Genomic DNA, 21914 nt, shown 5'->3' on the forward strand with positions numbered 1-21914 from the left:
GCCTTCACCGCCACGGCCGCACCATGATCTTGGTGTGGGCTTCAGGGTTGGCGAGGTCGGCGAAGGCCTTTGCGACGCCGTCGATGCCGACTTCCGCGGTCACCATCGCCGCGGCATCCACCTGCCCCTCCGCGATCAGGCGCAGTGACGCCGCGAATTCGTCCGGCGTGTAGCCGAGCACATACTGGACGTTGAGCTCCTTCATGATGCCGAGCATGGGCTCGCTTCTGTCGGTCTCCATGCAGACGCCGACCACGACGATCCTGGCATCGCGCGGCGCGCCTTCGAACACCTGCTGCAGCAGACCGGGCACGCCGACGCATTCGAAGATGATCGCGGGCTTCAGCGCGGGCAGCATCGCCTGGAACGGCGGCCGCGCCGCCTTCTCCGCGTCCGACATCTGCGCGTGCTCGGCCCAGGTCGCATAGGGCTGCGACACCCTGGGATCCACGACGACGTCGGCACCGAGCTTGGCCGCAAGCGCGCGCCGCGCCGGCGAATAGTCGGCCGCGACGATCGGATGCAGGCCCTTCATCCTGAGCGCGGCAACCACCGCGAGCCCGACCGGTCCGCAGCCGATCACGAGCGGCACTTCGCCGCCTCGGATGTTGGCCTTGGCTACGGCGTGAACGCCGACCGCGAGCGGTTCGGTGAGCGCGGCATGCTCCGGCGCGAGACCGTTGGGTACTTCGAGCAGCAGCGCTTCGCTCAGCAGCATCGTCTCTGCATAGCCTCCGACATTGTCGTTGGAATAGCCGATGCCCTCAATGCCCTGCGGCGTCACGAGGGCCGGCAGCGAGCAGACGTGCGTGCCCGGCTTGAGCTTGCGCACAGTCCCGGGGCCGAAGTCGACGATCTCGCAGCAGAACTCATGGCCGAACACGACGTCCCGGGTGAGGTCCATCGGCTTGCGCCCGGTCTTCCGCGCCATCTCCACCATGCGGTGGGCGTGCTGGCGGGCGTGAAGGTCGGAGCCGCAGATGCCGCAGGCGAGTGTCTTGACCAGCACCTGGCCGGGGCCCGGCCTTGGCTCCGCCATCCGGTCGACGACAATCTCACCGTTCCTGAAAATCGCAGCGCGCATCCCGCTCCTCCCATCTTGTTGGAGCCGTTGATAGCACAAAGTGCGACGCGCGAACTTGCGTCAGGGGTTCGGGGAACGCTCTTCCATTATCAGGAGCTGGGCGCGGCGGATGCGCTCGCGGTGAGCGATGTAGAGGCCGCTGGCGACGATGAAGGCCGCGCCGGTGACGGTCCAGACATCAGGCACTTCGCCGAACAGGAAGAAGCCGAGAATGCTGACCCACAGCAGCTGCGTGTAGGAAAACGGCGCCAGCACCGAGGCATCGCCGTAGCGATAGGCCAGTACGATGATCCACTGGCCGACGGTGGAGGCGACGCCGATCACGATGCCAAGCCCGATCGCGGTCCAGGTCGGCGTGACCCAGACGAACGGTACCATCAGAGAGAGGATCGCAACGCCCGTCAGCGCCGAATAGGCCATTGTGGTGAGGACGGCTTCACGCCCGCTCATCATGCGCGTCAGGATCAGCGCCGTGGCCCAGCAGAACGCCGAGACGATCGGGAAGAACGCGGCGGCGTGAAAAGCGCTGGAGCCCGGACGCAGGATAATCATCACGCCCGTCAAGCCGATCGCGGTCGCGATCCAGCGGCGCATGCCGACCTTCTCGCTCAGGAAGACGATTGAGAGTGCGGTGACGAACAGCGGCGAGACGAATCCGGTAGCGGACGCTTCTGCGATCGGCAGGAAGCTCAGGCCGGTGATGAAGAACAGCGAAGAGCCGAGCAATGCCGCGCCGCGCATCAGTTGCAGGCCGAGGCGCTCGGTGCGCATTGCATGGAGCGGCGAGCCCGGCAGCATCACCGGCGTGAACATCAGCGCGAACGTCACGAAGCGGATCCAGGTGATCTCGATCGACGGCAGGCTCGACGACAGATATTTTGCGGTGACATCGGAGCAACCGAGGAACACCGTTGACAGCAGCACCAGCGCGATGCCCTTGAAGGGATGATCGACGCGCGCAGGCGCGCGGCGAGCCTCTTCCTTCTTCTCCGGCACGGGCATGGGAATACTGTCGAGCCTTGCGGCTGCGGCGGGCGGCGGTGTCACGGCTGGAACCCAGGAAATGCGAATCGGGAATAGTCGTTAAAAACGATAATTGCGCCGCTTTCACAACTTCCGAAAACAGGATGCCGATATGCGCTCACGTCCGCGCGCGTCAAGACTCCATTAATAATAGGCGTTTGTGCACTACAGCATGGGCAGGCCGCGCGGCTTCGGACCGCGCGGAAACGCCGCATCGAGCGCCGCAATCTCGTCTTTCGTCAGCACGAGATCGCCGGCCGCTGCATTTTCGCCGGCATGTTCCGCGGACGACGCCTTCGGAATCGCGAACACCGTAGTCGCACGGGTGAGGAAGCTCAGCGCGACCTGGCGCGGCGTCGCGCGACGCGCCTCCGCGATGCGCGCCAGCACCGCGCCGCCCTTGCTGTTGCTCGCAGGGAAATCGTCGTGGCCGAACGGCGAATAGGCGACCACAGCGACACCATGCTGCTCGCACCACGGGATCACTGCGTGCTCGATCGCGCGTTCCCTCAGATGATAGAGCACCTGATTGCAGGCGATGCGGTCTTCGCCGGCAACGTCGCGCATCTCGTCGAGATCATCGGTGTCGAAATTGGAGACACCCCAGGATTTGATCTTGCCGGCCTTCACCAGATCCTCGAACGCGGCGACGGTGTCCTCCAGCGGATACGAGCCGCGCCAATGCAGCAGATAGCAGTCGAGCCGATCAGTCTTCAGCCGCTTCAGCGAGCGCTCACAGGCGATGACGGTTCCGCGGCGCGAGGCATTGCTCGGCAGCACCTTTGACACGAGGAACACCTCGTCGCGTCGTCCCGCGATCGCATCGGCAATGACGAGCTCGGCATCGCCATACATCTCGGCGGTGTCGACGTGGGTCATGCCGAGATCGAGCCCGCGCTGAAGCGCCGCGATCGCGCGCTCGCGATCGCCATGGTCGAGATACCAGGTGCCTTGCCCGATGACGGAGACGCTGGCGCCCGTTTTGCCGAAGGGGTTTGTGTTCATATTTGTCTCCAATATCGCTCTTTCGCTCAGGCAACCGCCGTCAAGCTCAAGAGTTCAATACGCCGATGTCGGCGACCAATACGCTGCCGGTTGCCGACTCCGTGACATAGAGCCGATCTTTCTTCGCGCCACCGATCGCGACATTGGTGCAATTCGGCCCTGCACACGACTTGACCCGCGCAATCAATTCGCCGTTGGGCGCGAACACGAAGACATGGCCGAGCGAGGCGTGACCAACGAACAGACGGCCCCTGGCATCCATGGTCATGCCATCGGGGCCGCTGGTACCGAACAGCGAGCAGAAGCGGCCGACCTTCGACACGCTGCCGTCCTTCATGAATGGCAACCGCCACACCGCGTTGTCGCGCGTCATCGCGACGAACAGCACGGTCTCGTTTGGATCGAGCACCAGACCATTCGGGCTGATACCGGTGTCGAGCAGGCAATCCAGCCGCCCGCTTGACGTCAGGCGATAGACACGGCCGCTGGGGTCATGCAGGCCGGTCTGACCCTGGTCGGTGAAATAGATGTCGCCGTTGGAAGCGAGATGCAGGTCGTTGCAGCCGCGGAACGACTCCGAGTTGCGCGAGGTCAGCACCGGCGCAATGCGCCCTGCTTTGGCGTCGAACTCCATGATGCCGTGCCTGTAGTCGGCGACCAGGATGCGGCCGTCGGCCGCAATCTTCAGCCCGTTCGGCCAGCCCTGATATTCGATCGCCAGCGACCATTCGCCGTCGGGCGCAATGCGGAAGATGCGGCCGAAGGGAATGTCGACGATGTAGAGATTGCCATCCTTGTCGAACGACGGCCCTTCGATGAAGGAGTCCGTCGGCACACCCGGCCGGTTGGCATCGGCCCAATCCGTCCGCTCGCCCTTGCGGCGGAATTTGTCGGGCATGGCCGAGAATATCCTGGTCTCGATCAGGCGCGGCGGCGTTTCCAGGTACATCATTGTTGTTTTTGTGGTTGTTGATGGGGAGAGCGCGGCAACATAAGGCACAATCGACGGCGCGTCGATTGGTGCGGGCGGCATGGCTGCGTACCGGCCTATACCACTCTCGTGTCCCGGACGCGCTGCAACGCGTCAGCGTTGCTGCGCAGAGCCGGGACCCAGAAAGGCCAAAAACTTCGCTGTTAGATGGGCCCCGGCTCGGCAGCGCACCACTTCGTGCTGCGCAGCGTCCGGGGCACGAGACCTCGCCCGCCCCTACCCCGCCGCGCCCGCGCGCTTGGCCTGCTTCGCCGGCGCGAGCTCGGTCGTTGCGATCAGGCGCTTCAGCTCGGGGATGCAGGAGCCGCAATTGGTGCCGGCCTTGAGCTTTGCGCCGATCTCGGCGGCCGTGCGCGCGCCTGCGACGATGGTGTCGCAGATGGTGCCGCGGCCGACGCCGAAGCAGGCACAGACGACAGGACCGGTCGAAGCCGCGCCCTCGCTGGACTTGCCGGACAGCAGCATGCGGCGCTGCTCGTCGGTGACATGGTCGGCCACGAACAGGCTCTTCACCACCTCCCAGTCGCCGGCATCATGCGCCGGGCCGACGAACAGGCAGGTTTCGATGCGGTCGCCCACAAACGACGCCGCGCGGTAGACGCCGCCACCAAAGTCGCGATAGTCGGCGACGTCCTCGCCGGCAACGCCACCGAGCCAGGCCGGCCAGCGCGACAGATCCGCATTGTCGGCGAAGAGATAGCCGAAGCCGCCGGTAACAGTGACGCGGGTCCACATCAGGTTCGGCGGCAACTCCAGCTGCTTGCGCGACAACGCAAAGCCGCGGAAGACGTATTCATAGGGCGAAATCGCGGCCGGTGTCGCCTTGGACTCCGGCTGCCCCGAGAATGGATCGGTGAACGGTGCGACCAGCGCCCCGACGCGACCGTGCGAGGCGTTCATCGCACTCCAGTGGATCGGCGCGAACAGCGTGCCGCGCTGCTGGCGGTCACTGACGACGACCTTGAGGGTGCACTGGCCGTAGTCGGTGGTGATGCGGGCATAGCCGTCATGGGCGACCCCGTATCTGCCGGCGTCATCGGGATGAATCTCGACGAACGGCTCGGGCAGATGCGCGCCGAGCCGCTGGCTGAGGCCCGTGCGCGTCATGGTGTGCCACTGGTCGCGGATACGTCCGGTATTGAGCCGCAGCGGCCGCGACGGCCCGGTCTCGCCACGCAGCGCCGGCACCTCCGGCGCGACGAAGCGGCCCTTGCCGTCATTGGTGAAGAACCCGCCGGCCGCGAAGAAGCGCTCGCCGGACGCCTCGCCTTCACGTGCGGGCCACTGCACGGGCTTCAAGGTGTCGAAGGCCTCGTCGGACAGCGAGGTCAGCGCGCCGATATCGAAGTCGCGGCTGCCATCGTTCTCGAACGCCGAGAGCGCGGCGTGCTCGCGAAAGATGTCGGCGGCGGATTTGTAGTTGAAACTATCGCCGAAGCCGAGGCGTTTTGCGGTCTCGCTCAGGATCCACCAGTCCGGCCGCGCCTCGCCGGGCGCCGGCAGGAACGAGCGCTGGCGCGAGATGCGGCGTTCGGAATTGGTCACGGTGCCCGACTTCTCGCCCCAGGCGAGCGCAGGCAGCAGCACGTGCGGGCCGGCATCGACCGTGTCGTTGGACAGCACGTTCTCGGAGACCACGAACAGCTCGAGCTTCTTCAGCGCCTCGCGCACGAAGTCCGCGTCGGGCAGCGACACTGCGGGGTTGGTGCCCATCACCCACAGGGCCTTGACCTCGCCGCGGTTGATGGCTTCGAACAGCTGCACCGCCTTCAGCCCTTCATGGGTAGCGATGCGTGGCGCCTTCCAGAACCGCCGCACGCGATCGATGTCCGGCGGCGTGAAGTTCATGTGTGCGGCGAGCTGGTTGGCGAGGCCGCCGACCTCGCGGCCGCCCATCGCGTTGGGCTGGCCGGTGAGCGAGAATGGCGAGGCGCCTGGCTTGCCGATGCGCCCCGTCGCAAGATGGCAGTTCAGGATCGCGTTGACCTTGTCGGTGCCCTGCGCCGACTGATTGACACCTTGCGAGTACAGCGTGACGACGCGGGGTGTGTCACGGAACATCTTGAAGAAGGTGGCAACGTCCTGCTCGGAAAGGCCGGTCGCCAGTGCGGTCGCGGTGACGCTGCCGGCGATGCTGCGTGCGCGCGCCAGTGCGTCGTCGAAGCCCGACGTGTTTTGCGCGATGTAGTCCTGATCCAGGGCACCATTGTCGGCGAGGTGAACGAACAGGCCGGAGAACAGCGTCGTGTCGGTGCCGGGCTTGAGGCCGAGGAACAGATCAACGTCGGTCGCGGTGTCGGTGCGGCGCGGATCGATCACGATCATGCGGGCACCGCGCTCCTGGCGGTTCTTCAACATGCGCTGGAACAGCACGGGATGGCACCAGGCGGCATTCGAGCCGACGAACACCAGCAGATCGGCCTGGTCGAGATCCTCGTAGCAGCCGGGCACGGTGTCGGCGCCGAAGGCGCGGCGGTGACCGGCGACCGAGGACGACATGCAGAGCCGCGAGTTGGTGTCGACGTTTGCCGTGCCGACAAAGCCCTTCATCAGCTTGTTGGCGACGTAATAGTCCTCGGTCAGCAACTGACCGGAGAGATAGAACGCGACCGCGTCGGCGCCGTCGCGCGCGACGATGTGCTGCATGCGGTGGGCGACGTGATCGAGCGCATCGCTCCAGGCGACGCGTTCGAGCACGCCCTTGCAGCGGATCATCGGATAGAGCAGCCGGCTTTCGAGCCCGACGGTCTCGCCGAGCGCGGAGCCCTTGGAGCACAGCCGGCCGAAATTGGCGGGATGATCGGGATCGCCCGCGATCGCCGCACCGCCCTTGCCGTCGGACGTCGCCAGTACGCCGCAGCCGACGCCACAATACGGACAGGTCGTCTTGGTGGCGCGGAGCGTGGGATCGATCGCCGTCATATCAAGCTGCCTCTCAAGCCGCTTTGGAGGGACCCGCGAGCGCGCGGCCGAACATCATGTCGGTGCGGATCGCCGCCACCTTTTCGCGGTTGCGGATCAGTTCGAGATACCAGAGCGCATCGACGGTATCGCCGATCAGCAGGGCGCCGGTGAGCCGGCCCTCGGCGACGACGAGCTTCTTATACGTGCCGCGCCTGCGATCGGTGAGCACGAGACTCTCGCTGCCCTCCCCGCCCACGAAGTCGCCGGCGGAGAACACGCTGACGCCCGACACCTTCAGATTGGTCGAGACCACGCTGCCCTGATAGGCCCCGGGACGGCCGGCGAGATGCCGCGCCAGCACGCGCGCCTGCTCGTAGGCAGGCTCGACGAGGCCGTAGCAGGTGCCGCGATGCTCGGCGCATTCGCCGAGCGCGTAGATATCGGGTGACGCCGTCTGCATCTCGTCGTTGACGACGATGCCGCGGTTGACAGCGATGCCGGCGTCCTTGGCGAGCGTGATGTTGGGCCTGATGCCGGCGGCGAAGATCACGGCATCTGCCTCGATGCGGCTGCCGTCGGCAAGCTCGACCCCTTCGACATGGCCCTCGCCATGGATGCGGGCTGTGGATGCATTGAGCAGGATGCGAATGCCCTTGCGCTCGACCAGCGTCTTGAGCAGGTCGGCGGCGGGCGCATCGAGCTGACGCTCCATCAGCCGGTCCATCAGGTGCAGCAGCGTCACCGGCGCTCCGGCCTTGGCGAGGCCGTAAGCCGCTTCGAGTCCGAGCAGACCGCCGCCGACGACGACGACGCGCTTCTTGGCGGCGGCGAGCGTCAGCAGCAGGTCGACGTCGCGGGTGTCGCGGAAGGTGTGCACGCCGGCGAGATCGGCGCCCGGCACGTTGAGCCGCAGCGGGGTCGAGCCGACGGCGAGCACGAGCTTGGAATATTCCATGCTCTCTTCGCCTTCGATCTTGAGCTCGCGTCGGCCGGTGTCGATCTCGCTGACGCGATAGCCGTAGCGCACCGTGACGCCGCGATGGCGCCACCAGTCGGCCGGCCGGAGCTCGATCTCGTGCGAGCCGGTCTCGCCGGCCAGCACCGAGGAGAGCAGAACGCGGTTGTAAGCGAGCCGCGGCTCCTCGCCGATCACGGCGACCGCGTAGCGGCCGAGCGCCGTCTTGGCGAGCTCGTCGACCAGACGCGCGGCCGCCATACCGTTACCGACGATGACCAGCGGTTCACTCACAACGCATCTCCTATTCAGCGGCCTGCGACTGTGCGCCGTAGGCCTCGGAAATCATGTAGCCGGACAACACGCCGTAGGCGTCAGTCCAGGCGGTAGCGAGTTCGGGCGTCCAGGCCTCGCCGAGCCCCTTCTCCAGGGTCCACAGCAAGGTCGCACCGACCACGGGGTAGTGCTCGGCCTTGGCTCCGTAGGCGACGTGACGCTTCGCAAGCGCCGATGCCGCGGGCAAAATCGAGTCCAGGTTCGACAAACCGCCGACGACGGCGGCGAGCATGCCCATCAGCTTCTTGCGCTGCTCGGTCATGTCCTCGGGAAACATCGCGCGCACGGATGGCGCGACCTCGAACAGGCGATCGTAGAACAGCACCGCGGCCTGCGCGGAAATCGGCGCGACCTTGGCGAAGCTCTGCTGGACGAGGGTGATCTGTTCTGGCGTCATGATGTTCTCCTGCCTGTTGGGTTTGCCTTGGTGCGCGCCATTGCGAACCAGGTTCATGGTCAAACTGTCGGGCAATGCTTCTCCCCGCGTACGGGGAGAAGCGAGATTCGTACCAAGTGTTAAACGCGCGCTCCGGCGAGGCTTGACGCGCCTTCACCCTGCGGGCTGCGACGCAGATAGAACCACCAGGTCAGCGCGAGGCAGGAGGCGTAGAAGCCGAGATAGATCGCGAGCGCGAGCTGCGGTCCGCCGGTCAGCGCGATCGACTTGCCGAACCCGGTCGGGATCAGATAGCCGCCGACGGCACCCACTGCGCCGATGAAGCCAACCGCAGCACCGCTCTCGATGCTCGCCGTCTTCAAGGCGACCGCGCGCTCCGCATCGCCCTTGCCGCGCACCCTGAACAAGTTCTGCTCGCGGAAGATCGAGGGGATCATGCGGTAGGTCGAACCGTTGCCGATGCCCGTCGTCACGAACAGGACCAGGAACATCGACAGGAAGCCGATGAAATCCTTGTGCCCGACGAAGTAGAGCACGCCGACCGTGGCGCCCGCCATCACGATGAAATTCCAGAACGTGATGACCGAGCCGCCGATCCTGTCGGCAAGCCAGCCGCCGAGCGGCCGCGACAGCGAGCCGACCAGCGGCCCCAGGAACGCGATCGCAATCGTGACTTGCGGGAACTGGGTCTTGATCAACAGCGGAAATGCAGCCGAGTAGCCGATGAAGGAGCCGAACGTGCCGATATAGAGGTACGCCATGATCCAGGTGTGCTTGCGCTTGACCACGGCGAGCTGGTTCTTGATCGACGACTTGGCCGTGGTCAGGTTGTTCATGAAGAACACGGCGCCGAATACCGCGATCGCGATCGGCAGCACCCACATCAGGCCGGCATTCTGGAGGAAGACGCCGTCGACGGGCGATGCCTGGAACAGGTTGATGACGGCGAGCGTCATCAGGATCGGGGTCAGGAGCTGCACGCTTGAGACGCCGATATTGCCGCCGGCGGCGTTGAGGCCGAGCGCCCATCCCTTCATCCGGTCGGGAAAGAAGAAGGAGATGTTGGTCATGCTGGAGGCAAAATTGCCGCCGCCGAGACCGGCGGTCGAGGCAATCAGCAGCATCAGCCAGAACGGCGTGTCGGGTTGGCCGACGAAATAGGCGAGCGAGAGCGTCGGAATGAACAGGATCGCTGCACTGAAGATGGTCCAGTTGCGGCCGCCGAAGGTCGTCACCGCGAAGGTGTAGGGAAAGCGCATCAACGCGCCGATCAGCCCGGGCACCGCGACGAGCTGGAACAGCTGGTCGGTGGTGTAGTGGAAGCCCGCCTGCGGCAGCTTGGTGGTGACGATGCTCCAGATCAGCCAGACCGAGAAGCCGATATGTTCGGCCACGATCGACCAGATCAGGTTGCGTCGCGCGATAGTCTTGCCAGTCGCATTCCAGAACGCCTCATCTTCGGGGCGCCAGTCTGAAATCCAGGTTGGATTCTTCGTCATTGAGTATCCCTTCTAGGCTCACCGCTGCGTCGTTGCAGGCTCAGCCTCCAGGCAAGGAGGCGCGCGCCGAGGCCACGCCCCGGTGGCGAGTTCACGATGCTGATTGATGATGTTGAGGGACGTCGTCGTTGGCGTCGCGCAAATACGTTTCAATTTCCGTGCCAAGTGCGCGCACGCTGGAAATACAGGGATTCCAGGACGTTATTCGTATTGCCCGAAACTTTAGCAGGGTTTTCTCGCACGCTAAATTTGCGATTCGCTCAATCCTTGTGCGACGCACAAGGATTGAGCGGGATGTCGTTTATTTGGGCGCAGCCAACTCTCGCGTTAACTTTTCGTTTACGCGGCCTCGACGAAGCGGTGACGCTCATAGAGGAATTCGAGCACGCGCTGCCGGCACTTCAGATAAGTGGCGTTGGTCGCGAGCTCGAGCCGCTTGCGCGGGCGCGCCAGCGGCACCTCCAGCACCTCGCCGATACGCGCGCTCGGCCCGTTCGTCATCATGACGATGCGATCGGACAGCAGCACCGCCTCGTCGACGTCGTGGGTGATCATCAAGATGGTGTTGCCGAGCTTCTGATGCAGCGCCATCACCGAATCCTGCAAATGCGCGCGGGTCAGTGCGTCGAGCGCGCCGAAAGGCTCGTCGAGCAGCAACACCTTCGGCTCCATGGCGAGCGCGCGGGCAATGCCGACACGCTGCTTCATGCCGCCGGAGATTTCCGAGGGCCGCTTGTCCTTGGCATGGGCCATCTGCACGAGGTTGAGATTGTGCATCACCCAGGCGTCGCGTTCGGCGCGCTTCTTGGTCTTGGCGAAGACCTTGTCGACGCCGAGCCGGACGTTCTCGTACACGGTCAGCCACGGCAACAGGCTGTGGTTCTGGAACACCACCGCGCGATCCGGCCCCGGCGAGTTCACCTCGCGGTTCTCCAGGAGCACGCCGCCGGTGGTGGCGACGGTCAATCCCGCGATGATGTTGAGCAGGGTCGACTTGCCGCAACCGGAATGGCCGATGATCGAGACGTATTCGCCCTTCTCGATGGTGAGATTGATATCCTTCAGCACCTCCGTGGAGGCGGCGCCGCGGGTAAAGATCTTGTCGATGTGGTCGAGCTTCAGATAAGCGGTCATGTGCTCCCCCTTTAGTTCAGCGCGGTGCCGCGGGTGACGATCTTGCCGACGCCCGCGATCAGGCGGTCGAGCACGAAGCCGATGATGCCGACATAGAACAGCGCCAGGATGATCTCGCTGATATGCGAGGAGTTCCAGGCGTCCCAGATGAAGAAGCCGATGCCGACGCCGCCGATCAGCATCTCGGCCGCAACGATGGCGAGCCAGGACAGCCCGATGCCGATGCGAAGCCCCGTGAAGATGTAGGGCGCGGCGGCCGGGATCATGATCTTGGTGAAGAACTCGAGCGGATTGAGCTGCACCACCGCCGCGACGTTGCGGTAATCCTGCGGGATGTTGCGGACGCCGACCGCGGTGTTGATGATGATAGGCCAGATCGAGGTGATGAAGATGACGAAGATCGCCGAGGGCTGGCCGTCGCGGAACGCCGCGAGCGACAGCGGCAGCCAGGCGAGCGGCGGAATCGTGCGCAAGACCTGGAACAGCGGATCGAGCCCGCGCATGGCCCAGACCGACTGGCCGACCAGGACGCCGAGGGCAATGCCCGCGATGGCGGAGAGCGAGTAGCCGAGCGCGACGCGCTGGAGACTGGCGGAGAGATGCCAGAACAGACCCTTGTCGATGCCGCCATGATCGAAGAACGGATCGAGGATCAGCTCCTTGGTGTCCTTGAAGACTTTTGACGGCGGCGGCAGCGCCGAGCCGGCGCGACGGCAGACCAGCTCCCATATCAACATCAGCAGCGCCACCACGACGAGTGGCGGGATGACGCGCACGGCGGTCTCCCGCGCCATCCGCGCGTAGGTCTCGCGGCGCGGCGGACGCTTCGGCGTCATCGCGACGACCGGCGCGGCGGTGCCCGTGGGGGTCGCGGTCTCAATGTCCATCTTCGTGGCAGGCATGTTCATCGCTATCTCTCCGGCGCAAGGACGATGCGGCCGCCTCACGGCGGCCGCAGGCTCCATCAGACTTCGACCCGCTTGATCGCGAGCGACTTCAGATAGGCGGCCGGATTTTCCGGATCGAACACCTTGCCGTCGAAGAACGTCTCCTTGCCGCGCGAGGTAGAGGTCGGGATCTCCGCGCTTGCGACGCCCAGCGTCTTGGCCGCATCGCGCCACATGTCCTCGCGGTTGACCTTGGCGATCAGCGCCTTGGTGTCGAAATTCGCCTCGTACTTGCCCCAGCGGATGTCCTCGGTGAGGAACCAGAGGTCGTGGCTCTGGAACGGATATGACGCGAAGTCGCGCCAGTACTTCATGACGTGCGGCGAATTCTCGACCACCTTGCCGGGGATGCCGTAGTCGAACTTGCCGGCGGTGCGGTCGAGCACGTCCTCAACGGGGCAGTTCATCCACTGCCGCTTGCCCATGATGGCGGCGAGCTCGGCCTTGTTCTCGGCCTTGTCGGCCCATTGCTGGGCTTCCATCACCGCCATCAGCAGCGCCTTGGAAGCTTTCGGATATTTGTCGACGAAAGCCGCGCGCATGCCGAAGGATTTTTCGGGATGCTTGTTCCAGAGCTCGCCGGTGGTGATGGCGGTGTAGCCGATGTTCTGGTGGATCAGCTGCAGGTTCCAGGGCTCGCCGACGCAGAAGCAATCCATGGTGCCGACCTTCATGTTGGCCACCATCTGCGGCGGCGGCACAACGATGGTCTCGATGTCCTTGTCGGGGTCGATGCCGCCGGCGGCGAGCCAGTAGCGGATCCAGAGGTCATGCGTGCCGCCGGGGAAGGTCATGGCGGCCTTCACCGACTTGCCGGAGGCCTTCTTCTTCTCGAGCGCCGCCTTGAACGGCGCAGCATCGACGCCGAGCTTGAGGTCGGCATATTCGTTCGACACCGAAATGCACTGGCTGTCGAGATTGAGCCGCGCCAGGATGTACATCGGCGTCGGCTGGTTGTTCTGCGTCACCTTGCCGGCCGAGATCAGATACGGCATCGGGGTCAGGATATGTGCACCGTCGATGCCATTGCCTTCGGAGCCGAGCACGAGATTGTCCCGCGTGGTGCCCCAGGAGGCCTGCTTCTGCACGTCGGTGTCGGGCATGCCGTATTTGGCGAACAGGCCCTTGTCCTTGGCGACGAACAAGGGGCCGGCATCGCTCAGCGCGATGAAGCCGAGCTTGGCGCCCTTGACCTCCGGGCCGGCGTCCTGCGCGAAGGCGCCGGCGGGGAAATTCAGTTTTACGGCGGCCAGGAGTGCGGCGGTCGAGCCGGCGACCTTCAACAATTGACGGCGGCTGAGGCCAGTGTCCGACGGCCGGCGGGTGCGCTTGGTCATAGGCGGTATCGTCCTTTGCGTCGTTGCAGAATGATTGCGTCAGTGCACACGAGCAGCCCGTCCGTCCGGCGACGCCTGAAGCAGCGCATGCGAACGCGCGACGGGGAGACCCCCGCCTGGTGGCGTCGGCAATTCGGATGAGAAGTCTCGCGGGACGGCTTCAATGGCGTCGACTTGGAACTATTCAAGCTTCATGCCAAGCCAGCCATCGATCAAAATGTCACATATTCAATGAGTTACAGCTACCGCGCCAGTCTGTCGCAGGCGCGCTGCGCACGCCAAATTCGCGCTCTGCTCATTTCTTGTGCGCCGCACAAATCTTATGCAGCCGCCTAAGCAAAGGGCCGCGAAGCTCGCAAAACTCAGGGCTGAGAGAGTGTCATCCACTTGATTTTGCTTGATTTTTAAAACCCCTCTGGACGGCACGCAACTTGCATTTCTGTTTGGGTCAACGAAGACTGCGGCTTGCCGCACTGATGCAGGCGCTGGCGGCTGCATCCCGGAAGCTCAACTGCTTCGCGGCCCTCTTCGGCTCCGTCGTCGTGACGCGATTCCCAAAGCTTCCAACTCCTCGTGCGCGGCAGGCCAGCCCGCACGGCCAGTGAAACGTTCAATCGCTCTCACAGGAGGGCGTGATCTCTCTTACGAAGCAAAAGGAACCATTGATGTCGTATCTCGCGCCTTCGGAATTCGTCACCAAGATGGTGGATGCGGGCGAGTCCAAGATCTTCATGTCCACCCGGGATACCATCATCCGGGCCTACATGGCCGGCGCTATCCTGGCGCTCGCGGCATGGTTCGCCGTCACGATCAACGTGAACACGGGGCAGCCGCTGGTCGGCGCGCTGCTGTTCCCGGTCGGCTTCGTCATGCTCTATCTGCTGGGCTTCGACCTCCTGACCGGCGTGTTCGTGCTCTCTCCGCTCGCCCTGATCGACAAGCGCCCCGGCGTCACGTTCGGCGGCGTGCTGCGCAACTGGGGCCTTGTCTTCGTCGGCAACTTCGCCGGCGCCTTCACCGTGGCCTTCATGATGGCCTTCGTCACGACCTTCGGCTTCACGCAAGATCCCGACAAGGTCGGCGCCGCCATCGGCAATATCGGCGAAGGCCGAACGCTGGGCTACGCTGCGCATGGTGCGGCCGGCATGGCGACACTGTTCCTGCGCGGCATGCTCTGCAACTGGATGGTCTCGACCGGCGTGGTCGGCGCCATGATCTCGACCTCGGTCCCCGGCAAGGTCATCGCGATGTGGATGCCCATCCTGGTGTTCTTCTACATGGTGTTCGAACATTCCGTCGTGAACATGTTCCTGTTCCCGTCGGGCCTGATGCTGCACGCAAAATTCTCGATCATGGATTATCTGATCTGGAACGAGATCCCGACCGTGCTCGGCAACCTCGTCGGCGGCCTCGCGTTCACCGGATTGACCCTCTACGCCACGCACGTCATGACCAAGCCGAAGCGCCAGGCCGGCAAGGCCACGTCGCCCCGCGTCGCGGCCTGATACGTCTCGACAGGAGGGCCTCGCCCGATCAGGGTGAGGCTCTCCTTTGCCGGTGATGACGATGACCCGCGGACTTCAGATTTCGGTCGGCCAGCACTCCGACAAGGGTCGCAAGCCCGTCAACCAGGATTTTCACGGCGTCCTCGTTCCGGACGAACCGATGCTCAGCCTGAAGGGCATTGCGGCCGCCCTCGCCGACGGCATCTCGAGCAGCACGGTGAGCCAGATCGCCAGCGAGTCGGCGGTCAAGAGCTTCCTGATGGACTATTACTGCACGTCGGAATCCTGGACGGTGAAGACCTCCGCCCGCCGCGTGCTGGATGCGACCAATTCCTGGCTGCACGCGCAGACGCGCAAGAGCCAATATGCCTATGACCGCGACAAGGGCTATGTCTGCACGCTGAGCGCCATGGTCATCAAGGCGACCACCGCGCACATCTTCCACGTCGGCGACTGTCGCGTCTACCGCGTGGCGGGCAAGGCGCTCGAGCAGCTGACCGACGATCACCGGATCATCGTGTCCTCGGAGCAGACCTATCTCGGCCGTGCGCTCGGCATCAATCCGCAGCTCGAGATCGACTACCAGAGTTTCGAGATCGAGACTGGCGACACTTTCCTGCTGGCGACCGACGGCGCCTATGAATTCGTGGACGCGCGCTTCATCACGAGCGCGCTCAGCGAGCATGCAACCGAGCTCGACGGCGCGGCGAAGGCGATCGTCGAGGAAGCCTACCGGCGTGGCAGCGACGACAACATCACGGTCCAGATCCTCCGCATCGATGCGGTGCCGCAGCGCGAACCGGCCGGCATCTTCAACCAGACTTCCCAACTGCCACTTCCCCCGCTGCCGGAGCCGCGGGCAATCTTCGACGGCTACAGGATCGTCCGCGAAATCCACGGCAGCAGCCGCAGTCACATCTACCTTGCCGTCGACGCAGTGACCGAGGAGCCGGTCGCGCTGAAGCTTCCGTCGATCGATTTGCGCGACAATGCCGCCTACCTGAAGCGCTTTCTGATGGAGGAGTGGATCGCGCGCCGGATCGACAGCCCGCACGTGCTGAAGCCGTTGTCGCAGTCGAAACGGCGCAGCTACCTCTACGTCGCGACCGAATTCGTCGAAGGTCAGACATTGCGACAGTGGATGACGGACAATCCGCGCCCCGATCTCGAAACCGTCCGCGGACTGGTCGAGCAAATCGCCGCGGGCCTGCGCGCCTTTCACCGCATGGAAATGCTGCATCAGGACCTCAGGCCCGACAACATCCTGATCGACAAGACCGGCACCGCGAAGATCATCGACTTCGGATCGGTCAAGGTGGCAGGCGTCGCGGAGGCCGCGCCGCAGGACGAGACCGACGAAATTCTGGGAACGGTCCAGTACACGGCGCCGGAATATTTTCTTGGACAAGGCGGCTCGCCGCGCTCCGACATGTTTTCGCTGGCCGTGATCTGCTACCAGATGCTGACGGGAAAGCTTCCCTACGGCACCCAAATCGCGAGGATCCGGCGCAAGGCGGACGTGCGGAGGCTCAAATATCGCCCGGCCGACGACGACAGCAACGTGCCTGCGTGGGTCGACGGCGCGCTCAGACGTGCGCTCCATCCGGATCCCTACAAGCGGCACGAGGATCTGTCCGAATTCGTCTTCGAGCTTCGCACGCCCAATCCGGCCTATCTCGACACGCGGATCACGCCCCTGCTGGAGCGCAGCCCTCTGATGTTCTGGAAATTGACCACGGCGGCGCTCGCCTGCGTTGTCGTGGTCCTGCTTGCGATGTTGCACGCACGCTGATCAGGGGGGTGGCCCGCAAGGGTCACCACGTGATCAGCGGAGAACGATGCAGCCAGGTATCGGCGCGCACCTGATCCAGCACGAATTTCGCAACATCTTCGCGCGCTATGCTGCCGCCATGGAAGCTCGAGAGATCCGTCAGGGCCCGGACCGAGCCGCGGCCGGGCTTGTTATTCAGGATCGAGGGGCGAACCAGGACCCAGTCCAGCCCGCTGTCTCTGACGATCGCTTCCTGCCGGTTCTTGTCGGCGTACACCTTCTTGAGGAGAAGCGGAAAGATCACATTGTCGGCGACAAAGCCGCCGTGCCCGGCACTGTCGCCAGCGCCCATTCCCGTGATGCAAACCAGCCGCGAGACCTGCTCGGCCTTCATCGCGTTCACGAGCGCGCGCGTCGCGGTCGAGAGAAGCGTCACCTCGCGGAACGGACTTACCGGTGTACCCAGCGCACTGACGACGGCGTCACGGCCTTTGAGGGCTTCGCGCAAGACTCTTTCATCGCGGGCGTCTCCGACGATGAGCTTCGCCCCCGTGATGTCACTTGCCTTCTCGGCGGAGCGCACCAGCACGGTGACGTCGTACCCTCGCGCCACCGCCTGGTTGACGATCAGGCGACCGGTGGCACCGGTCGCTCCAAGCAGCAATATCTTCGTTGCGCCTTCCGGATCCGCCCGAACGGTAGCGGTTGAAGAGATCATGGTAGAATTCCTCGTGTCGTGATTGGGACGTGCCCCCGCCGTCAGGCAGTGGCCGCGATCTCGGAGACGAAGTCGCGATAGGAGCGCAGGGGACGGCCCAAGAGCGCGGTCAGACGCTCGACGTCGCCGGCCTCGGGGATCATGCCCTCGGTGAGGAAACGCTCGCTCATCAGCCGCATATCGAAAGCCATCCAGTTCGGCATGAACTGCCTGAGGTTCTTCTCGAAGCCGGCGGTATCGTCACCGGGATAGGCGATCGTGCGACCCAGCACCTCCGACCAGACGGCGGCGGCTTTCGCGCCGGTCAGCATTTCGGGACCGACGAGATTGACGCGCGTGAGCGGAAGCGGTGTTGCGGCGCGCTCACGACGGATGAGCTCGAGGGCCGCGATCTCGCCGATGTCGCGTACATCGATCATGGCAAGCCCCCTGCTCCCGATCGGCATCGGGTAGATGCCATATCCGGTCACCACGTCCTTGATCGTGAGATCGTTGTTCATGAAGTAGGCGGGGCGCAGGATGGTGGCGTTGAAGCCCATCTGCTCGATCATCCGCTCGACGCCGAACTTGCCCGCAAAGTGCGGCACGTTGACGTAGCGATCGCTGTGGATCACGGAGAGGTAGACGACCCGCTCGATGCCCGCCTCGCGGGCCACGTTGAGCGCGATCAGTGCCTGCGTGAATTCATCTGGCACGACTGCGTTGAGCAGGAACAGGGTCGAGACGCCCGTGAACGCACTGCGGACTGAGTCGACGTCGAGCAAATCGCCCTGCACGACGGTGACGCCAGCCGGCAAGTTTGCCTTTGCGGGATCGCGAGCGAGAGCGCGGACATCGGCGCCGCGCTTGACGAGCTGTTCGACGACGTTGCGGCCGATGGTGCCGGTTGCGCCGGTAACGAGGATGTTCATGAGGATCACTCCGGTTGGGGTTAGAAGACATCCCCAAATTAGTGATCCACACTCGGACCGATAGACGGTATAAATAGACAGACTGTCTCACTGGTGGAACGATGGACCTGCTCGCACTCGCCGATTTCAATCTCGTCGCCCGGCACGGCGGGTTCGGACGGGCCGCACGGGCCGCTGGGCGCCCGAAAGCCACCCTGTCCCGGCGGGTCGCGGAGCTGGAAGCTGCGCTCGACTTGCGCCTGTTCGAGCGCGGCGCGCGGACCCTGAAACTCACGCAGGAAGGACGCGCGCTTTACGAGCGGACGGGGGCACTGCTGACCGAGCTCGACGAGACGGCGGCAGCAATCGCTTCGGGTGGGGACAGGCCGCGGGGCGGCTTGCGGATCAGCGCGCCTTTGCTGTTCTCGCAGACTGCAATGGGGAACCTCGCGGCCGGGTTCGCGCTCAGATATCCGGAGGTCCGTCTTGAGGTCACGACGGAAGACCGGTCCGTCGACATGGTGGAGGAAGGGTATGATTTGGTGATCCGGGTCAATCCCGATCCAGACGAAAGCCTTGTCGGACGAGTCTTTCTGCGCGATCGGCTGGTGGTCGTGGCGAGCCCGGACCTGAAACGACCGAGTGACAATCTCACCGTGCCGGCCGTCATGCGCGGACCGGGCGACCAGCTGACAAGCTGGGAAGTGACGGTACCAAGCGGAAGATCGCGCATCGCGGTTGATCCGGTCCTTCGCCTGTCATCGCTCGTCATGGTTCGCGATGCGGTCCGGGCCGGCGTCGGCGCTGCCCGGCTCCCGCTGTCACTGGTCAGTCACGACCTGGCTGCCGGCACGCTGGTGCATTGGGGAGACATCGACGGACCAGAGATCGCGTTGTGGACGCTCTATCCATCTCGCCGGCTTCTGAGCGCGCGCGTATCCGCCTTCCTCGACTATATGAAAGAAGCCTTTCCGATGGGGACGCCTGACGAGCTGGCGGCCTTTATCGGGAAATAAGAAGGGGCGCGCCCCCAGCGGATCGCCGTCAGGCGGGCTCTGCCGCCTTCATGCCGAGCGGCTTCGGCGCCATGCCACCACCGGGCTTGAGGTGGAATTCGTAGGTCATGAGGTGCCACTGCCCGCTTGCCTTGGTGCCATCAGGCATCGCCGGATCGTTGCGCGGCTCGACCTTGGCGACGAGGTCGTCCTTGACCCCGAACACCACGTCGGAATCCAGATACTTGTCGCCGTCCATGAAGACATGGGTGATCAGCGGCTCGTAGCCCTTCGCATTCACCAGGAAGTGCACATGCGCCGGACGCATCGGATGACGCTTGGTCTGCACGATCATCTCGCCGACGGGCCCATCGGTCGGGATCGGGTAGCTGCACGGCAGGATGGTGCGGAAGAAGAAGCGGCCGTCGCTGTCCGTGATGAAGCGCGCCCGCGCGGAGGCGCCGACCTCGTCATAGTTCGGCTTCTGTGAATCGTAGAAGCCGTCATCGTCGGCATGCCAGACGTCGACGGGGACATTGGCGAGCGGCTTGCCCTGGAGATCCGTGACGCGGCTCTGCACGAACATCCGTTCGCCGGTTTGATTGTTCGGAGAGATGTCGGTGCCGTGCGCCGTCACCTTGTGCTCGCCGACATAGAACGGCCCGAGCACGGTGGTCTGGGTGGCGCCCTCGCGCTCGCGGTGATTGACCGCGTCGACCAGCATGGAGACGCCGAGCACGTCGGACAACAGGATGAACTCCTGGCGGGTGTCCGTGCATTTCTGGCCGGTGCGGGTCAGAAAATCGATGGCGTATTCCCATTCCTCGAAAGTGAGACCGGTCTTGCTCACGTAATCGTGCAGCGTCTTCACCAATTCCTGGAGCAGGAATTTCGCGCGCGGGTCGGGTGTCTGGTCAAAGCTCCGGACGACGGCTTCGGTGAGTTCGGTTTCGTTGAACTGGGTCATGGTGCGTTTGCCTGCGTTTTCTCATTGGCCCGTTGGGGATCTTTTGGGGCTGCTTGGAGGCGTTCCAAGGTGAAGCCTACACCAAACAGCCGGCCGGCGTTAAGCGCGACCGGCTTGGAATGAGACCGCCATTTCGGCTATCAACGTCGGACAGAACTGCCCGGAGGAACTGATGCTCGCCCCTACCCCCGCCTCGCCTGAATCCGTCGGTATGTCCAAGGTCGCGCTCGACCGTGTCGATGCGCATCTGAAGAGCCGGTACATCGATGCCGGTCGCTTTCCGGGCACGCATCTCCTGGTCTATCGCCGCGGCAAGATCGCCCACAGCTCGGTGCAGGGTTTTGCTGACGTCGAGCGCAAGCTGCCGGTCAAGGACGACACCATCTACCGCATCTATTCCATGACCAAGCCGCTCACCAGCGTCGCCTTCATGATGCTGGTCGAGCAAGGCCTCGTCGCGATCGACGAGCCCGTCGCCAAGTACATTCCGGAATGGAAGGATCTCGGCGTGTTCGTTGCCGGCACCGCGCCTTCCTTCCTGACCCGGCCGCCGTCGCGCCCGATGCTGATCGTCGACCTCCTGCGCCACACCTCCGGGCTGACCTATGGCTTCCAGCAGCGCTCGAACGTCGATGCCGCCTACCGCGCTGAAAGGATCGGCGAGGTCGAGAAATCAGGCACGCTCCAGACCATGATCGAGAGCCTCGCGAAAATCCCGCTGGAGTTCTCGCCGGGCGAGGCCTGGAACTACTCCGTCGCGACCGACGTGCTCGGCTACCTCGTCGGCAAGATCTCCGGGATTCCCTTCGAGCAGTTCCTGAAACAACGCATCCTCGATCCACTCGGGATGACCGACACTGATTTCCACGTGCCGGCGTCCAAGGCCCACCGGTTCGCCGCCTGCTACTCGGCCGACCCGGGTGGCGGCATGACCTTCCATGCCGGCCAGCGGCGCGAGGGACTGACATTGCAGGACGACCCCACGACGAGCTCATTCCTGTCGCCGCCGTCCTTGATCTCGGGCGGCGGCGGGCTGTGCTCGACGACGGCCGACTATCTCACCTTCTGCCGTGCGCTGCTCAATGGCGGCGAGCTCGGCGGCGTCAGGCTGATCGGGCCGAAGACGCTGGCACTGATGACAGCCAACCACATTCCGGGCGGACGCGCGCTGCCGGAAGTGTCGCGCTCGCTGTTTGCGGAAGCCGCCTACAACGGCATCGGCTTCGGCCTCGGCTTCGCCGTGACCATGCGCCCGGCCGAGACGCTGATCGCAGGCAGCCCCGGCGAATACAATTGGGGCGGCGCAGCCACGACGTCGTTCTGGATCGATCCGGCCGAAGAGCTGATTGCGATCTTCATGACGCAGGTGCTGCCGTCGAGCGCCTACCCGCTCCGGCGCGAGCTGCGTAGCATGGTCTACGCCGCGATCACCGAGAGCAATCTCTGAAGCATGATC

18 protein-coding genes are annotated in these 21914 nt (G+C 64.3%); 4 read left to right on the plus strand and 14 right to left on the minus strand.

The genetic code is table 11. The annotated features are described in order from the left end of the window. Nucleotides 1-4: 4 nt before the first annotated feature. The 11 genes from JQ591_RS16280 to JQ591_RS16330 form a co-directional block, all read right to left on the minus strand. Nucleotides 5-1084 (minus strand): zinc-binding dehydrogenase, encoded by a 1080-nt coding sequence (locus JQ591_RS16280; protein ID WP_211397030.1) that lies wholly within the window; start codon nt 1082-1084, stop codon nt 5-7. A 60-nt stretch (nt 1085-1144) separates the two neighbouring features. Continuing rightward, nucleotides 1145-2086, minus strand: coding sequence for a DMT family transporter (locus JQ591_RS16285; RefSeq protein WP_211397255.1), 942 nt, complete (start codon nt 2084-2086; stop codon nt 1145-1147). A gap of 186 nt (nt 2087-2272) precedes the next feature. Further along, the gene (locus tag JQ591_RS16290) at nt 2273-3112 is read right to left on the minus strand and encodes an aldo/keto reductase (RefSeq protein ID WP_211397031.1); all 840 of its coding nucleotides are present in this window, start codon (nt 3110-3112) and stop codon (nt 2273-2275) included. 46 nt (nt 3113-3158) lie between these two features. Further along, nucleotides 3159-4061, minus strand: a complete 903-nt coding sequence (locus tag JQ591_RS16295; protein WP_211397256.1) for an SMP-30/gluconolactonase/LRE family protein — start codon at nt 4059-4061, stop codon at nt 3159-3161. A 258-nt stretch (nt 4062-4319) separates the two neighbouring features. Beyond that, complete coding sequence (locus JQ591_RS16300) at nt 4320-7025, minus strand: nitrate reductase (RefSeq protein ID WP_211397032.1); 2706 nt, start codon at nt 7023-7025, stop codon at nt 4320-4322. 13 nt (nt 7026-7038) lie between these two features. Next, complete coding sequence (locus tag JQ591_RS16305; RefSeq protein ID WP_211397033.1) at nt 7039-8256, minus strand: NAD(P)/FAD-dependent oxidoreductase; 1218 nt, start codon at nt 8254-8256, stop codon at nt 7039-7041. 10 nt (nt 8257-8266) lie between these two features. Beyond that, on the minus strand, nt 8267-8695 hold the full coding sequence (locus JQ591_RS16310; RefSeq protein WP_106942933.1) for a globin family protein: 429 nt from the start codon (nt 8693-8695) through the stop codon (nt 8267-8269). A gap of 119 nt (nt 8696-8814) precedes the next feature. After that, complete coding sequence (locus tag JQ591_RS16315; RefSeq protein WP_211397034.1) at nt 8815-10194, minus strand: MFS transporter; 1380 nt, start codon at nt 10192-10194, stop codon at nt 8815-8817. A 339-nt stretch (nt 10195-10533) separates the two neighbouring features. Further along, a complete protein-coding gene (locus JQ591_RS16320) occupies nt 10534-11328 on the minus strand; it encodes an ABC transporter ATP-binding protein (protein ID WP_211397035.1) in 795 nt (264 codons plus the stop codon). An 11-nt stretch (nt 11329-11339) separates the two neighbouring features. Beyond that, a complete protein-coding gene (gene ntrB / locus JQ591_RS16325; RefSeq protein ID WP_211397036.1) occupies nt 11340-12236 on the minus strand; it encodes a nitrate ABC transporter permease in 897 nt (298 codons plus the stop codon). A 56-nt stretch (nt 12237-12292) separates the two neighbouring features. Then, nucleotides 12293-13612 (minus strand): CmpA/NrtA family ABC transporter substrate-binding protein, encoded by a 1320-nt coding sequence (locus JQ591_RS16330; protein ID WP_211397037.1) that lies wholly within the window; start codon nt 13610-13612, stop codon nt 12293-12295. 665 nt (nt 13613-14277) lie between these two features. Here JQ591_RS16330 and JQ591_RS16335 point away from each other — a divergent pair. After that, a complete protein-coding gene (locus JQ591_RS16335) occupies nt 14278-15117 on the plus strand; it encodes a formate/nitrite transporter family protein (RefSeq protein ID WP_211397038.1) in 840 nt (279 codons plus the stop codon). Between the two features lie 55 nt (nt 15118-15172). Next, nucleotides 15173-16909: a bifunctional protein-serine/threonine kinase/phosphatase gene (locus JQ591_RS16340; RefSeq protein ID WP_211397039.1), complete on the plus strand. Its 1737-nt coding sequence runs from the start codon at nt 15173-15175 to the stop codon at nt 16907-16909. Nucleotides 16910-16931: 22 nt separating this feature from the next. Here the strand turns inward: JQ591_RS16340 and JQ591_RS16345 are convergent, their stop codons facing one another. Then, nucleotides 16932-17606: an NAD(P)-dependent oxidoreductase gene (locus tag JQ591_RS16345; protein WP_211397040.1), complete on the minus strand. Its 675-nt coding sequence runs from the start codon at nt 17604-17606 to the stop codon at nt 16932-16934. 41 nt (nt 17607-17647) lie between these two features. Then, nucleotides 17648-18517 carry an SDR family oxidoreductase gene (locus JQ591_RS16350; RefSeq protein ID WP_211397041.1) on the minus strand — a complete coding sequence of 290 codons (870 nt, stop codon included), beginning with the start codon at nt 18515-18517 and terminating at the stop codon, nt 17648-17650. Nucleotides 18518-18618: 101 nt separating this feature from the next. On the opposite strand from JQ591_RS16350, the gene JQ591_RS16355 reads away from it, so the two are divergent. After that, nucleotides 18619-19512, plus strand: a complete 894-nt coding sequence (locus JQ591_RS16355; protein ID WP_211397042.1) for a LysR family transcriptional regulator — start codon at nt 18619-18621, stop codon at nt 19510-19512. 28 nt (nt 19513-19540) lie between these two features. Here the strand turns inward: JQ591_RS16355 and JQ591_RS16360 are convergent, their stop codons facing one another. After that, complete coding sequence (locus JQ591_RS16360; protein ID WP_211397043.1) at nt 19541-20458, minus strand: intradiol ring-cleavage dioxygenase; 918 nt, start codon at nt 20456-20458, stop codon at nt 19541-19543. 172 nt (nt 20459-20630) lie between these two features. Here JQ591_RS16360 and JQ591_RS16365 point away from each other — a divergent pair, with 172 nt between their 5' ends. Continuing rightward, nucleotides 20631-21905, plus strand: a complete 1275-nt coding sequence (locus tag JQ591_RS16365) for a serine hydrolase domain-containing protein (protein ID WP_211397044.1) — start codon at nt 20631-20633, stop codon at nt 21903-21905. Nucleotides 21906-21914 lie beyond the last annotated feature (9 nt).

The organism is Bradyrhizobium canariense, assembly GCF_018130465.1.
Lineage (GTDB): Bacteria > Pseudomonadota > Alphaproteobacteria > Rhizobiales > Xanthobacteraceae > Bradyrhizobium > Bradyrhizobium canariense_C.